Raw genomic sequence first — 13,767 nt, 5'->3', positions numbered from 1 at the left:
GGGGGGGCGGGGCGGGGGGGGGGGGGGGCGGGGGGGGGGGGGGGGGGGGGGGCCCGGGGGGGGGGGGGGGTGGGGCGGCCGGTGGGGGATACGCTTGCCGGGTGAGCGAAAACAGCGCCGAAGAGAGCGGACGGTCCGTCCCCGAGCGCCCGCGCAGAGTGAGCGTGGCCGCCGCGCTGAACGCCGCGCAGGGGCTGGTGCTCGCCGCGCTCGGCCTCGCGATGCTCGCCGACGCCGTCACCGGCGACCCGGAGGACCGCGCCCAGGCCGTGACGGGCGCGCTCACGCTGCTCGCCCTGGCCGCGCTGCCGCTGGCCGCCGGCCGCGGGCTGTGGCTGCTGCGGCGCTGGAGCCGGGGCCCGGCCGTGATCATGCAGCTTCTCGCGCTGCCCATCGCCTTCACCCTGCTGGGCAGCGGCGGCCTGTGGCCGCTGGCCGCGGTCGCCCTGGCGGCGTCCGCGCTCGCGGTGCTGGCATGCCTGATGAACCCCACGGCGACCGAGGCCCTCGGCATCGGCCCCCGGGAGGCGTGAGGTTCCGCGCCCCGCCCGGGCTACTCCTCGACCAGCAGCTTCTCGCGCAACTGGGCCAGCGTGCGGGCCAGCAGCCGGGAGACGTGCATCTGCGAGATGCCGACCTCCTGCGCGATCTGCGACTGGGTCATGTTCCCGAAGAAGCGCAGCAGCAGGATCTTCTTCTCGCGCGGCGGCAGCTCCTCCAGCAGCGGCTTGAGCGACTCCCGGTACTCCACGCCCTCCAGGGCGTCGTCCTCCGCGCCGAGGGTGTCCGCCACCGCCGGGGACTCGTCGTCGGTGTCCGGCACGTCCAGCGACAGCGTGCTGTACGCGTTCGCCGACTCCAGGCCCTCCAGCACGTCCTCTTCCGAGATGCTCAGCCGCTCGGCCAGCTCGTGGACCGTGGGCGCGCGGCCGTGCTGCTGGGACAGCTCGGCGGTCGCCTGGCTCAGCGACAGCCGCAGCTCCTGGAGGCGGCGCGGCACCCGCACCGCCCAGCCCTTGTCGCGGAAGTGCCGCTTGATCTCGCCGACGACGGTCGGGGTGGCGTAGGTGGAGAACTCCACACCGCGGTCCGGGTCGAACCGGTCCACGGACTTGATCAGCCCGATCGTGGCGACCTGGGTGAGGTCGTCCAGCGGCTCCCCGCGGTTCCTGAAGCGCCGGGCCAGGTGCTCCACCAGCGGCAGGTGCATCCTGACCAGCCGGTTGCGCAACTCGGCGCGCTCCGGGGAGCCGTCGGGCAGCTTGCGCAGCTCGATGAACAGGTCGCGCGCCGCGCTCCTGTCGTGCGCCTCGGAGGGCGAGCGCCGCCGCGCCGGCCGCGCGGGCTCGGTCTGCCCTGAGCGCTCGGTCTGTTCCGGGCGTTCCGTCGGTCCTGAGCGCTCGGTCGGTCCTGACCGCTCCGTCTGTCCTGGGATGGCAGCGCCGGTCAAGTCCCGCCCGGCCGTCGCCGCCGTCTGATCCACTTCGTTCACCTCGGCCCCCTCGTCCCCTGGCGGCCCCTGCGCGCCGGTCACGGCGCTCCGGGGGCGGCGCCGCGCTTCTTGTGCAGGCTGATGCTGACCGTCTTGTCCTCACCGACCGCCGACTCGACCTCGCCCGCGAGCGCCGTCAGAACCGTCCAGGCGAAGGTGTCCCGCTCGGGCGCGTGCCCCTCCGTGGTGGGTGCCGACACCGTGACCCGCAGGGAGTCCCCGACCAGGGTGAAGACGCAGTCGAGCACACTGCCGGGAATCGCCTGCTGAAGCAGGATGGCGCAGGCTTCGTCGACCGCGATGCGGAGATCCTCGATCTCGTCGAGGGTGAAGTCCAGCCGGGCCGCGAGCCCGGCCGTGGCCGTGCGCAGAACCGACAGATAGGCACCCGCCGCCGGCAGCCGGACTTCCACGAAGTCCTGCGATCCGGGCTCACCTGGGATTGGGGACACCCTCACCTCCACAGAGACTCTCAACCGTTGAGCGCGCTCCCGGCACCGCCTTCGGTGGTCCGGCGCGCCCTGCGACGCTATCGCGATCCATGGCGCCCTGTCGCCTGCGTCTCAGGGGGCCGATCATCCTGACCACCTCGGCGGTATTACTCATCGTAACGCATCCAGTGCTGACTGTGGCCGGGCCGGAAGCGTCAATTCCGCTGATTGTCCCTGGTGTTGCGGGCCGGTCCCACGTCCGGGGCCGGCCGTGATCGCCGATCGTACTGGCCCGGGCGGCGGGTGCGGCCCGGTCAGGGCCAGCCGTGCAGGGTGATCCCGGGCTCGCCGCCGCCGAGGCAGTGCCGGATGACGCGGTCGGCCGAGAGCACGATCCGCTCGGGGATCTCGTCCGTTCCCACCCAGGCCACCCGGGAGTGCTTGTGCGGCTCGGCGTTGACCAGCGTCCCGCTCCACCGGTGGGTCACGAAGACGACGGTCAGGAACCCGTTCGGCGACTCGACGCCGTGCGCCGCGTGGACCACGTGCGCCAGCCGCAGATCGGCCGGATCGGTCAGCAGCCCGGTCTCCTCCCTCAGCTCGCGGACCGCCGCGGCCGTCACCGGCTCGCCCGGATCGCACTTGCCGACGGGCAGATCCCACAGGCCCTGCCCGAACTTGGCCCGCGGGCCACGCTGGAGAAGCACGACGCGGTCCGTCTCCCGGTCGTGCACGACGACCGCCGCGACGAGCAGGGTCATGGACGCGATGGCGGGCGGCACGGCCTCGCCGGACACGGTGGACATGCGGCAACCCTAGGCGCCGCCCCGGCAGAAGGGCACGCGCGTAAAAGAGGAAGCCCCCGCCGCATCCTGGCGGCGGGGTGAGATCCGCTCCGGGTCACCGGATGTGGCGCGGCGCGCTGAGAGCCGGTCACATCCCTTTCCCCGGAGGGGGTTTCCCCGGAACCCACCGCGAACCTGAGCAGGTGACCCGGGCTGTGCGCGGCGGCGTGCCGTACCAGGGGTTCGGCGAAGGCCGGCTCAGGGCGCCAGGACGTCCAGTTCGCGCAGGGCGCCGAGGGTGATGTCGCGGGTCAGGGATTCGGCGCGGGCCGCGTCGCCGGCGCGGATGGCTTCGGCGACCCGGACGTGGAGGGTGACGGCGGCCGGGTCGGGGTCCTCGAACATCACGTGGTGCCGCGTCCGGCCGGCCAGCACGGCGGCGACCACGTCCCCTATCGGCGTGAACATCTCGTTCCCCGACGCCCGCAGCACCACGCGGTGGAACGCCACGTCGTGCACGAGATACGCCTCCAACTGCCCGCCCCGCGAGGTGGCGACCATGCCGAGGGCGTGCTCGGTCAGCTCCGCGCACTGCTCGGGTGTCGCGTTGCGGGCGGCGAGACCGGCCGCCACCGGTTCGACGGCCGACCGCAGGACCGTGAGCGACCGCAACTGCCGCGGCCGGTCGGCGCCGGAGAGGCGCCAGCGGATGACGCGCGGGTCGTAGACGTTCCACTCCTCGGCCGGGAGCACCGTGACGCCGACGCGGCGGCGGGACTCCACCAGGCGCATCGACTCCAGCACCCGGATCACCTCGCGGACGACCGTGCGCGAGACCTCGTGCCGCCGGGCCAGCTCCTCGGTGCGCAGCACGCTGCCAGGGGGGTACTCGCCGGCCGTGATCGCGGGACCGAGGGTGTCCAGCACGCGGGCGTGCTGTCCGCTCATGGGGCACAGCCTACGCACCCTCCCGGCCCCGCTAAAAAGTACTACTTATTGGTCACAGGCTCTTGAACAAGTCGTACCTCATCGGTTTCAGTGAGGTGACGGGCAGAAGAGAGAGCCACGGATCGGAAGCGGTCGACGAGGACAGCGAGGTGTACGCGTCATGGCACATCCGCCGGTGGTCGTGGTCATGGGAGTGACGGGGACCGGGAAGACCACGATCGGGGTGCGGCTCGCCGCCGCGCTCGGCGTCCCGTTCGCCGAGGGCGACGACTTCCACTCGCCCGCCAACGTCGCCAAGATGTCCGGCGGTGTCCCGCTGGACGACGCCGACCGGTGGCCGTGGCTGGACGCCATCGGGCACTGGGCCGCCGCCCGGGCGGGGCAGGGCGGCGTGGTGAGCTGCTCGGCGCTCAAACGGGTCTACCGCGACCGGCTGCGCGCCGCCGCGCCCGGGATGTTCTTCCTCCACCTCACCGGCGACCGGGACCTGATCCACGCCCGCATGGTGGAGCGCAAGGGCCACTACATGCCGCCGTCACTGCTGGACTCCCAGCTCGCCGCCCTGGAACCGCTCGGCCCTGACGAGGCCGGCGCGGACATCGACGTCTCCGGCCCGCCGGAGGCGACCGCCGACCACGCGCTCACCGCCGTCCGCGCCGCGTCGCACCCCCGTTCCCCCTGATCCGGACGATCCCGCCGATCACGTAGACCCGAGGACCACCGCACCATGAACAGTCGTCTCAGCGTCGAGACCCTGGCGGCGAACGCCGTCGAGCCGATCACCTCCGCCGGTGACGCCCGCCTCGGCATCGCTGTCCTGGCGGGCATCGCCGTCATCGTCCTGCTCATCACCAAGCTGCGGACGCACGCGTTCCTCGCGCTGACGATCGGCTCGCTCGCGCTGGGCGCGTTCGCCGGGGCGCCGCTGGACAAGGTGATCACCAGCTTCACGACCGGTCTCGGTTCGACGGTCGCGGGCGTCGGCGTGCTCATCGCGCTCGGCGCGATCCTCGGCAAGCTGCTCGCCGACTCCGGCGGCGCCGACCAGATCGTCGACACCATCCTCGACCGAGCGGGCGGCCGGGCGATGCCGTGGGCGATGGTGCTGATCGCCAGCATCATCGGGCTGCCGCTCTTCTTCGAGGTCGGCATCGTGCTGCTGATCCCCGTGGTGCTGCTCGTCGCCAAGCGCGGCGACTACTCGCTGATGCGCATCGGCGCCCCCGCCCTGGCCGGGCTGTCCGTGATGCACGGGCTGGTCCCGCCGCACCCCGGGCCGCTGGCGGCGATCGACGCCGTGGACGCCAACCTCGGCGTCACCCTCGCCCTCGGCGTGCTGATCGCCGTCCCGACGGTCGTCATCGCCGGGCCGGTCTTCTCCCGTTTCGCCGCCCGCTGGGTCGACGTGCCGGTGCCGGAACGTCTCGTCCCGCAGCGCCCGTCCGAGGAGCTGGAGACCCGCCCGGGCTTCGGCGCGACCGTGGCCACCGTGCTGCTGCCCGTGGTGCTGATGCTCTCCCACGCGCTGGTGGAGATCGTCGTGGACGACCCCGAGGCGCGGATCCAGCGGATCACGGCCGTGATCGGCGCGCCGCTGGTCGCGCTGCTGGCGGCGGTGCTCGTCGGCATGGTCACCCTCGGCCGGGCGGCCGGCTTCACCCGCGAGCGCCTCTCGGCCACGGTCGAACGCTCGCTGGCCCCCATCGCGGGTGTCCTGCTGATCGTCGGCGCGGGCGGCGGGTTCAAGCAGACGCTGATCGACGCGGGCGTCGGGAACATGATCCTCGACCTGTCCGAGGACTGGTCGATCCCGGCGCTGCTGCTGGGCTGGCTGATCGCGGTCGCCATCCGCCTGGCCACCGGCTCCGCCACCGTCGCCACGATCTCCGCCGCCGGTCTGGTGGCCCCTCTCGCGGCCGACATGTCCACCACCCACACGGCCTTGCTGGTCCTGGCGATCGGCGCCGGTTCGCTCTTCTTCAGCCATGTCAACGACGCCGGGTTCTGGCTGGTGAAGGAGTACTTCGGGATGACCGTGGGCCAGACGATCAAGACGTGGTCGGTGATGGAGAGCGTGATCTCGGTCGTCGCCGTGTCGCTCGTCCTGCTGCTGTCCCTCGTCGTCTAGCCGGGCGCCGGGCGCCGGGCGCTCGGCGCGGCGGGCGTGCGCCGTGGTGAGCCGCTCGACCTGGCGGAGCACCGGCGCGCTCTCGACGTGCAGCACGCCGTCCAGGCGGCCGAGCCGTCCGCTGAGGTAGGCGTACATCCCGGCGGTGTCGCGGCAGATGATGGTGGCGAACAGGTTCGACGGCCCGGCCGTCGCCCAGGCGCTCGTGACCTCCGGGTGCCCGGCCAGCGCGCGGCCGACCGCGTCGAGGGCGGCGGGCGCGGCGGTGATCCACAGCAGGAAACGGGCCCGGTGACCGAGCACCGCCGTCACGTCGAACCGCGCGTCGATGAGGAGCGCGCCGGAGTCGAGGAGCTGACCGAGGCGGCGGCGCACGGCCGACCCCGACTGGCCCGTGGCCCGTTCCAGCTCGGCGAACGTCGCCCGGCCGTCCCGTTCCAGCGCCGTCACCAGCGGCTCGTCCCCGGGCTCCAGGCGGGCCCGCGCCCTGGGCGGCGGCGGCCCGGGGCGAAGCGCCGCCATCTGCCCGGCGGTCAGCGTGCCGCTCCTGATCAGCCAGCCCCGCGGGCCGCCGAAGTAGCGGTGCAGGATCTGGTGCGCCCGGATCTCCACGATGCCGGGCGTACACGGCAGCTTGCCGAGCACCGGCTCCTCGTACCTGCCGGGCCCGCGCGGCCCGACCGTGCAGCTGACCTCCGTCCCGCCCGACAGCAGCCCGATCCACGACGTGTCGGGACGGCGGGCCAGCGCCCCCGCGACGGCGTCCGCCGCGTCGGGCGCGCAGCGCAGCCGCAGCGCCCACCGGTCCTGGCCCGGCCCGTCCTCGTCGCGGACCGCGACCACCCGCAGGCCGCCGTGGGCGCGCAGCCGCCGGTAGCGGCGGGCGACGGTCTGGTCGGAGACGCCCAGCACGGCGCCGATCCGGCTGAACGGCGCCCGGCCGTCGATCTCCAGCGCGTGCAGCAGCGCGTGGTCCAGCTCGTCGAACGCGTGGGATTCCCCCACCCTGTCCTCTTCTCCGTCGGATTCCGGCACCGTACGCGCCGAGGAGGGCGGAACGCGGAACGCCGGGCCCGGCCGGGTTCCGCGCGCGGCGGCCCGGCGGTGGCGGCGGCGGGCGGCTCCGGTGCACGGCACAGGCACGTCACGAAGGCGCCGCCGATCTCCCGTGTCACCGGTCCCGCCGGGCAAACTCCTCCCCGAAGATCAGCACTTGAGGGGGACATCCATGCGTTTCCGTGCCGTGACCGCCACCGTCGCCGCCGTTCTGGCCGCCGCGCTCACCGTCAGCGCCTGCGGCGACGGCGGGGGCAAGAAGCGGAGCCGGATCGGCGACGACGACGATTCCGGGAGCAGCAGCAGCGGCGGATTCGACGCCGACGACGACGCCGGCACCGACGGTCCCGGCGACGAGCCCGAGGGCCCGGGGACCACCGAGCTGACCCCGGGCCAGTCCTACACCTGGGAGGAGCAGGGCCTGACCGTCACGGTCGGCCCGGCGTCCCGGTACACCGGCACCGACCCGGCGGACTTCCTGGTCGAGGGCGAGACGGCGTTCACCGTGGACGTCACCATCGTCAACGAGGGCTCCGCGCCGGCCGATCTGGCGGACCTCCGCTTCACCGCCGAGACCCCGGACGGGACGCCCGCCTCGACCGCGAGCGTCGCGGGCGCCGGGTTCCTCACCGGCACGCTGGCGCCGGGCGACACCGAGGAGGCGGTGCAGGCGTGGAGCCTGGACACCGCCGCCCACGGCAGTGACGTGGTGATCGTCGGCTCCTGGTTCGCCGACATCGACACGGCCCGCTGGCTCACCGCCATCCCGTAGGCACCGCCGCGTCAGGCCCGCCGCCAGCCGCTGAGCCGGTCGCGCGGGCCGACGTCCGCGAGCAGCCGCATCCCCGGCAGCTCCGCCGGGGACACCCCCACGGCGGCGGCGATCTCGCCGGCGGGGTACCAGACGGGCTCGATCGGATCCGGCGCGTCGGCCACGATCTCCGCCCGGTCCCCGAAGAGCAGCAGCACCCGCACCCGTGCCGTCTCTGGATCGGTCATGTGGGTCCGTCCCCTCCCGCGCGACGTCGTCCCCGTCCAGTATCCGTCCCGTGACCGCTCTGCGGTGGGCCGGGAGAATGCTGTATATAGTCGTTCAAGATGGTTTGTCTGTTCTGTCGGATATCCGGACGGGGACAGCGTGAGCGGCAGTGATGGCGGTGGCCCCGGGGGTGTGCGGGCGGAGCGGCTGCGGCTGCTCGCAGCCGTGGACACCGCGCAGGGCGACGTCGCCGTCCTCACGGTCGCGCTCCAGCACGCGGCGGCCGACCTCGGCGCCCTCGGCGCCATGGCCCACGTCCGGGCGGGCGGAGCCTCCCGGATCATGTACCTGGTGGCCAGCACCGGCCTGCCCCGGTCGTTCACCCGGTTCTGGGAGAACATCCAGGGCGACGGCTCGTCGCCCCCCGCCCGCGCCGTGCGGGAGGACCGCCAGGTGTGGGTGCCCGAGGTCGTCGCCCCCGAGCCGCCGGTCCACCACCACCCGCCACCGGCGCCCCCGGAGCCGCGGCCGGAGCCCGGCGCCGACACCGAACCCTTCCGGGTGCCCGCAGGCGCCGGCGTGATGACGATGCCGCTGTCCGGAACCGGCGGACCGCTCGGGGCCCTGTCCGTGGTGACCCGGCCGGACCGGCGGCCGGACGAGGCGGAGGTCGCGTTCCTCGCCGAGGTGGCCCGGCTGACCGGCGAGCGGCTGCGGCTGGTCTCGCCCGCCCCGGAGAACCTCTCCCCGGACCTGCTGCTCGCCCTCCAGACCGGCCCCGGACCGCGCGAGGCGCTCAAGGGCGTGCCCGTCGCGTCCTTCGAGTGGGACCTGCGGACCGGCGAACTCGCGGCCAGCGACTCGATGCGGGACATGCTCGACGACATGGACCCGGACGCGCTCGAAGGCCGAATAGAGGCATGGGTCGCCACCATCCACCCCGACGACCTGCCCTGGGTGCTGACCGAGGTGGACCGCGGCATCCGCGCCGACGGCGCCTACGAGGTCGAGCACCGGGTACGCCGCCGGGACGGAAGCTACCGGTGGGTCCGCATCCGCGGCCGGGTGGCCGACTACGAGGACGGCCGGCCCGTACGGGTGGTCGGCACCACCACCGACACCGACGAGACGCACGCCGCGCTGGAACCCGTGGGCCGGGCGCTGCGCCACATGAGCGACGGATTCCTCTCCCTGGACCGGGACTGGCGCGTCGGCTTCGTCAACCTCACCGCCGAACGGCTGCTCGAATCCGCGCAGGCCCTGACCGGCCGGTCGCTGTGGGACATCCCCGTGATGCGCCGGCTGGACGACGGCCTGGAGCAGCGGTGCCGCCGGGCCGCCGCCGAGGGGGACCCCGCCGGGTTCGACGTGCGGTGGCCCGGCACCGACCGGTGGTACCACCTGCGGCTGGTGCCCGTGCCGGACGGCCTCACCGTCTACATCATCGACATCACCGAACGGCGCCTGCGCGAGGCCGCCCAGAAAGCCGCCGCCGAACGGGACGCCGTCATCGGCGACGTCACCCGCGCCCTCGCGGAGGCCGTCACCGCGCGGCAGGTCGTGCGCGCGGTGGCCGGCAGCGTGCTGCCCCCGTTCGGCGCCACCGGACTGGTCGTCCTCACCCTGGACGCCGACCGGCTGCACCTCGTGGACGCCGTCGGCTACCCGCCCGCCTTCCGGGAACGCCTCCACGGCAGCCCGGCCCTCGGCGACACCCCCGTGGACGAGGTGCTGCGCACCCGCGCCCCGCGCTTCGTCGAGTCCCCCGAGGCCCTCGTCGAGCGCTACCCGCGGATGGCGGAGTACACCGAACTCGGCGGGAAGAAGGCGTGGGCGTACCTCCCGCTGGTCGCCTCCGGCGACTCCCTGGGCGCGGCCGTGGTGTCGTTCGACCGGCCCCGCCGCCTCACCGAGGACGAGCGGGCCCTGCTGGCGGCGCTCAGCGGGCTGATCGCGCAGGCGCTGGAACGGGCGAGCCTGTACGACGAGGCGTCCACCCGCGCGCGGGAACTCCAGCGCGGCCTGCTGCCCCGGGCGCTGCCCTCGCTGCCCGCCGTCACCACGGCCGCCCGGTATCTGCCGGCCGGTCAGGGGACGGAGGTGGGCGGCGACTGGTACGACGTCATCCCGCTCTCCGCCGACCGGGTCGCGCTGGTCATCGGGGACGTGATGGGCCACGGCATGTCGGAGGCCGCCACCATGGGCCGGCTGCGCACCGCCGTCCGCGCCCTCTCCGACCTCGAACTGCCGCCCGACGAGATCCTCGCCCACCTCAACGACATCGTCGCCGACCTCGGCGAGGACTACTTCGCCACCTGCCTGTACGGCGTCTACGACCCCGTCACCCGCGACTTCTCGTACGCCCGGCCTCTCCTACACATCTGTCGCAGCCGACGATGAGGACCGTCGCCCATCCGGGGTACGCCGCATGCTGTAAACACGAATATTTCCACCCTGACGTATCTACGCGCCTGACCACCGACCTCGACGCGCTCTGCGAAACGGTCACCTCCGCCCTGCTCCCCGCCGACCACGGCACCAGTGACGACGCCGCCCTGCTGATCGCCCGCACCCACCGGCTCGCGCCCGAGGACGTCGCCACCTGGCCGCTGCCCCACGACCCGGTCGCCGCAGGCCAGGCCCGCGACCACGTCCGCGCCCAGCTCCGGGCGTGGGACCTCGGCGAGGACGTGGCCCTGACGACCGAGCTGATCGTCAGCGAACTGGTCGGCAACGTCGTCCGCCACGCCAAGGGCCCGGTCACCCTCCGCGTGCTGCGCAGCCGCACCCTCATCTGCGAGGTGTCCGACGGCAGCCTCACCACCCCCCACATCCGCCACAGCTCCGCCACCGACGAGGGCGGCCGGGGCCTGCAACTCGTCGCCGCCATGGCCCAGCGCTGGGGCACCCGCTACACCCGCGAGGGCAAGTGCATCTGGACCGAGCAGCCCCTTCCCGAGCAGCGGCATTCCCCGGACCGGGAGGAGCGGCCATGACCGGGGAACGGAAGAAGCGCGGGCGTCAGGAGCGAGGACACGGCCGGGCCGCCGCCGCCCGGCTCAACATGCTGCTCTCCCTCGACCCGGACCGAGGCGACACCGACGTGCTGCTCGCCGCCCTCCAGCACGTGACGGCCGAACTGGGCGGCCTCGGCGGCATGGCGCACCTGCGGGTGGCGGGCATCCGGCGCAGCGCCCTGCGGCTGGTGGTGAGCAGCGGGCTGCCCGGCGGGTTCGTCCGCCCGTGGGAGACGATCTCCGACGCCGGGGCCTCCGCGCCGGCCAGGACCATCAGGGACGGCGGAGCCCTGTGGCTGCCCTCCGTCGACGTCCCCGAGCAGGTCTCCGGCAAGCCGCCGGTCTCCCCGCACCTCTCCGGCGTCCCGGCGGACTGCGGAATCGCGGCGGTGGCGCTGCCCGGCCGGGAGGAGGCGCTCGGGGTGATCTCCCTGCTCACCCTCCCGGCGGCCGGGGAGCCGACCGCCGCGCAGTGGGGGTTCCTCCGCGAAGTGGCCCGGTGGGCGGCCGGGCGGCTGCGGCTCACCACCCCCAGGCCCGAAGGGCTGTCCCCCGCCCTGCTGGACGAGACGGCACCCCCGGCCGGACGGGAGACCGCCGCCGCGCCGGGCGAGCCCGCGGAACCCGGGGAGCCGGACCGGGCCGGTGAGGCGGAGGAAGGGCTCTGGTTCTGGGACTGGGACCTGAGCACCGGCGAGTTCGAGGTGGACACCCGCCTGCTCGAAACGCTGTCCGTCGAGCGGGACGCCGTCGACTGGGTCGAGACGTGGGCCGACCTCATCCACCCCGACGACCAGCCCTACGTGGTGCACAACGTGGAGGAGTCGATCCGCACCCACAGCCCCTACGCGGCGGAGTACCGCGTGCGGCGCGCCGACGGCACCTACGCGTGGGTCCGCTCCCACGGCCGGGTGATCCTCGACGAGAGCGGCGCCCCGGTCCGGCTGAACGGCACCTTCGAGGACACCACCGGGGCCCACGCCGCGCTGGCCCCCGTCGCCCGCGCGCTGCGGCACATGACGGACGGCTTCCTCGCCGTCGGCCGGGACTGGCGGATCGAGTTCGTCAACGCGACGGGCGAGACCCTGCTCGGCTCCCCGGGCAGCCTGGTCGGCCGGCTGCTGTGGGACATCCCGGTGGTGCGCGAGGTGCCGGATCTGGAGGAGCGGGGCCGGCGGGCCGTCGAGGAGGGGCAGCCGGGCGGGTTCGACGTGCGGTGGCCCGGCACCGACCGGTGGTACCACCTGCGGCTGGTGCCCGTGCCGGACGGCCTGACCCTGTACATCACGGACATCACCGAACGGCGCCTGCGCGAGGCCGCCCAGAAGGCCGCCGCCGAACGGGCCGCGCTGGTCGCCCAGTTGACCCGGCACCTGGCCGAGGCGGTCACCGTCCAGGACGTGGTGAACGCCGTCGCCCGCAGCGTGCTGCCCACGTTCGGCGCCTCGGGACTGGTCGTGTTCGCGCTGGAGAACGACCGCCTGAACGTCGTCGGCATCACCGGCTATCCGCCCGGCTTCCCCGACCGGATCCACGGCCAGCCGGCCGCCGGGACCACCCCCCTCAGCGAGGCCCTGCGGACCCGGACCCCGCTGTTCATCGAATCGGCGGAGGCGTACGCCGCGCGCTATCCCGAAACGGTCGACCTGGCCGCCGCGGGAGGCAAACAGGCGTGGGCGTTCCTGCCGTTGTCGCTCTCCGGCCGCGACATCGGCGGCGCCGTCGTCTCGTTCGACCGGCCCCACCGCCTGGAGGACGACGAGCGGACCCTGTTGACGGCGCTCAGCGGGCTGATCGCGCAGGCGCTGGAACGGGCGAGCCTGTACGAGGATGCGACCAAACGCGCCCGCGCGCTGCAACGGGCGCTGCTGCCCCGGGCGTTGCCCTCGCTGCCCGCCGTCACCTCCGCCGCCCGGTATCTGCCGGCCGGTCAGGGGACGGAGGTGGGCGGCGACTGGTACGACGTCATCCCGCTGTCCGCCGACCGGGTCGCCCTGGTCATCGGAGACGTGATGGGCCACGGCATGTCGGAGGCCGCCACCATGGGCCGGCTGCGCACCGCCGTCCGCACCCTCTCCGACCTCGAACTGACCCCCGAGGAAGTCCTCGCCCACCTCAACGACATCGTCGCCGACCTCGGCGAGGACCGGTTCGCCACCTGCCTGTACGGCGTCTACGACCCGGTCGACGGCCACTTCTGCTACGCCAGCGCCGGCCACCCGCCCCCGGCCGTCGCCCACGCCGACGGCACGGTCGCCTACCCCGAGCTGATCCCCAACCCCCCGCTGGGCGTCGCGGCGCCGCCGTTCGACATCACCGCCACCCGCGTCCCCGACGGCGGCCTCCTCGTCCTGTACACCGACGGCCTGGTCGAGTCCCCCGAACGGGACATCGACGACGGCATGAGCGCCCTCGCCGGCATCCTGCGCACCGGGCGGACCACCGACCTCGACGCGCTCTGCGAAACGGTCACCTCCGCCCTGCTCCCCGCCGACCACGGCACCAGCGACGACGCCGCCCTGCTGATCGCCCGCACCCACCGGCTCGCGCCCGAGGACGTCGCCTCCTGGCCGCTGCCCGACGACCCGGTCGCCGCCGGGCCGGCCCGCGACCACATCCGCGCCCAGCTCGCCGCCCGGCACCTGGAGGACCTGGAGATGACCACCGAACTGCTCGCCAGCGAACTGGTCGGCAACGTGGTCCGCCACGCCAAGGGCCCCATCCGGCTTCGCCTGCTGCGCAGCCGCACCCTCATCTGCGAGGTGTCCGACGGCAGCCTCACCACGCCCCACATCCGCCACACCTCGACCGTCGACGAGGGCGGCCGGGGTTTGCAGCTCGTCGCCGCCATGGCCCAGCGCTGGGGCACCCGCCACACGCCCGAGGGCAAGTGCATCTGGACCGAGCAGCAGATCCCCGGCTGACCGGCCG

Annotated in this window: 13 protein-coding genes and 2 pseudogenes; 8 read left to right on the top strand and 7 right to left on the bottom strand. The window is 74.0% G+C overall.

The features are described 5' to 3' along the window. Positions 1 to 101: 101 nt before the first annotated feature. Positions 102 to 533: a hypothetical protein gene (locus BN2279_RS22055; protein ID WP_059012242.1), complete on the top strand. Its 432-nt coding sequence runs from the start codon at positions 102 to 104 to the stop codon at positions 531 to 533. A gap of 20 nt (positions 534 to 553) precedes the next feature. Here the strand turns inward: BN2279_RS22055 and BN2279_RS22050 are convergent, their stop codons facing one another. The 4 genes from BN2279_RS22050 to BN2279_RS22035 all read right to left on the bottom strand — a co-directional run bounded on the left by BN2279_RS22050 (position 554) and on the right by BN2279_RS22035 (position 3,656). Next, positions 554 to 1,492 (bottom strand): RNA polymerase sigma factor SigF, encoded by a 939-nt coding sequence (locus BN2279_RS22050; protein ID WP_059012669.1) that lies wholly within the window; start codon positions 1,490 to 1,492, stop codon positions 554 to 556. A gap of 38 nt (positions 1,493 to 1,530) precedes the next feature. Continuing rightward, positions 1,531 to 1,944 (bottom strand): ATP-binding protein, encoded by a 414-nt coding sequence (locus BN2279_RS22045; protein ID WP_059012240.1) that lies wholly within the window; start codon positions 1,942 to 1,944, stop codon positions 1,531 to 1,533. Between the two features lie 293 nt (positions 1,945 to 2,237). After that, entirely contained in the window at positions 2,238 to 2,729 is a 492-nt protein-coding gene (locus BN2279_RS22040) for an NUDIX domain-containing protein (protein WP_059012238.1), read from the bottom strand. A 237-nt stretch (positions 2,730 to 2,966) separates the two neighbouring features. Next, complete coding sequence (locus BN2279_RS22035) at positions 2,967 to 3,656, bottom strand: FadR/GntR family transcriptional regulator (protein WP_059012237.1); 690 nt, start codon at positions 3,654 to 3,656, stop codon at positions 2,967 to 2,969. 160 nt (positions 3,657 to 3,816) lie between these two features. On the opposite strand from BN2279_RS22035, the gene BN2279_RS22030 reads away from it, so the two are divergent. Together BN2279_RS22030 and BN2279_RS22025 are read left to right on the top strand one after the other, a co-directional pair. Continuing rightward, positions 3,817 to 4,338 carry a gluconokinase gene (locus BN2279_RS22030; RefSeq protein WP_059012235.1) on the top strand — a complete coding sequence of 174 codons (522 nt, stop codon included), beginning with the start codon at positions 3,817 to 3,819 and terminating at the stop codon, positions 4,336 to 4,338. Positions 4,339 to 4,383: 45 nt separating this feature from the next. After that, entirely contained in the window at positions 4,384 to 5,784 is a 1,401-nt protein-coding gene (locus tag BN2279_RS22025) for a GntP family permease (RefSeq protein ID WP_059012233.1), read from the top strand. A 120-nt stretch (positions 5,785 to 5,904) separates the two neighbouring features. Here the strand turns inward: BN2279_RS22025 and BN2279_RS31245 are convergent. Further along, a pseudogene (locus BN2279_RS31245) lies at positions 5,905 to 6,495 on the bottom strand (Lrp/AsnC family transcriptional regulator); the annotation flags it as partial. Here BN2279_RS31245 and BN2279_RS31240 point away from each other — a divergent pair. Continuing rightward, on the top strand, positions 6,398 to 6,661 hold the full coding sequence (locus BN2279_RS31240) for a hypothetical protein (protein WP_059012230.1): 264 nt from the start codon (positions 6,398 to 6,400) through the stop codon (positions 6,659 to 6,661). The pseudogene BN2279_RS31245 and the gene BN2279_RS31240 sit on opposite strands and share 98 nt — an antisense overlap. 41 nt (positions 6,662 to 6,702) lie before the next feature. On the opposite strand, the pseudogene BN2279_RS31235 reads toward BN2279_RS31240, so the two are convergent. After that, positions 6,703 to 6,789, bottom strand: a pseudogene (locus tag BN2279_RS31235) (AsnC family protein); the annotation flags it as partial. 223 nt (positions 6,790 to 7,012) lie between these two features. Between BN2279_RS31235 and BN2279_RS22010 the strand changes: the two are divergent. After that, complete coding sequence (locus tag BN2279_RS22010) at positions 7,013 to 7,612, top strand: DUF4352 domain-containing protein (RefSeq protein ID WP_059012228.1); 600 nt, start codon at positions 7,013 to 7,015, stop codon at positions 7,610 to 7,612. 11 nt (positions 7,613 to 7,623) lie between these two features. Here BN2279_RS22010 and BN2279_RS22005 read toward each other — a convergent pair whose 3' ends face one another. Next, entirely contained in the window at positions 7,624 to 7,839 is a 216-nt protein-coding gene (locus tag BN2279_RS22005) for a hypothetical protein (RefSeq protein ID WP_059012226.1), read from the bottom strand. Positions 7,840 to 7,978: 139 nt separating this feature from the next. Here BN2279_RS22005 and BN2279_RS31605 point away from each other — a divergent pair, with 139 nt between their 5' ends. The 3 genes from BN2279_RS31605 to BN2279_RS21990 are packed head-to-tail and all read left to right on the top strand — an operon-like array spanning position 7,979 to position 13,760. Continuing rightward, positions 7,979 to 10,219, top strand: a complete 2,241-nt coding sequence (locus BN2279_RS31605; protein ID WP_159037309.1) for a SpoIIE family protein phosphatase — start codon at positions 7,979 to 7,981, stop codon at positions 10,217 to 10,219. Continuing rightward, positions 10,216 to 10,815 (top strand): ATP-binding protein, encoded by a 600-nt coding sequence (locus BN2279_RS31600; protein WP_059012223.1) that lies wholly within the window; start codon positions 10,216 to 10,218, stop codon positions 10,813 to 10,815. Before BN2279_RS31605 ends, BN2279_RS31600 begins: the two co-directional genes overlap by 4 nt. Further along, positions 10,812 to 13,760: a SpoIIE family protein phosphatase gene (locus BN2279_RS21990; RefSeq protein WP_104531082.1), complete on the top strand. Its 2,949-nt coding sequence runs from the start codon at positions 10,812 to 10,814 to the stop codon at positions 13,758 to 13,760. The genes BN2279_RS31600 and BN2279_RS21990 overlap by 4 nt, the downstream gene beginning before the upstream one ends. The last annotated feature ends 7 nt before the right edge of the window (positions 13,761 to 13,767 follow it).

Origin of the sequence: Streptomyces specialis (genome assembly GCF_001493375.1) — a bacterium.
Taxonomy (GTDB): Bacteria; Actinomycetota; Actinomycetes; order Streptomycetales; family Streptomycetaceae; genus Streptomyces; species Streptomyces specialis.
Note: the sequence above shows the minus strand (reverse complement) of the source record. Positions and strands in the feature narration are given on the sequence as shown.

Excerpts from the sequence above, each read along its gene's own strand:
- BN2279_RS22040 (WP_059012238.1), bottom strand. The coding sequence starts at position 2,729 with ATGTCCACCGTGTCCGGCGAGGCCGTGCCGCCCGCCATCGCGTCCATG.
- BN2279_RS22035 (WP_059012237.1), bottom strand. The coding sequence starts at position 3,656 with ATGAGCGGACAGCACGCCCGCGTGCTGGACACCCTCGGTCCCGCGATC.
- BN2279_RS22030 (WP_059012235.1), top strand. The coding sequence starts at position 3,817 with ATGGCACATCCGCCGGTGGTCGTGGTCATGGGAGTGACGGGGACCGGG.
- BN2279_RS22025 (WP_059012233.1), top strand. The coding sequence starts at position 4,384 with ATGAACAGTCGTCTCAGCGTCGAGACCCTGGCGGCGAACGCCGTCGAG.
- BN2279_RS31240 (WP_059012230.1), top strand. The coding sequence starts at position 6,398 with ATGCCGGGCGTACACGGCAGCTTGCCGAGCACCGGCTCCTCGTACCTG.
- BN2279_RS22010 (WP_059012228.1), top strand. The coding sequence starts at position 7,013 with ATGCGTTTCCGTGCCGTGACCGCCACCGTCGCCGCCGTTCTGGCCGCC.
- BN2279_RS22005 (WP_059012226.1), bottom strand. The coding sequence starts at position 7,839 with ATGACCGATCCAGAGACGGCACGGGTGCGGGTGCTGCTGCTCTTCGGG.
- BN2279_RS31600 (WP_059012223.1), top strand. The coding sequence starts at position 10,216 with ATGAGGACCGTCGCCCATCCGGGGTACGCCGCATGCTGTAAACACGAA.
- BN2279_RS21990 (WP_104531082.1), top strand. The coding sequence starts at position 10,812 with ATGACCGGGGAACGGAAGAAGCGCGGGCGTCAGGAGCGAGGACACGGC.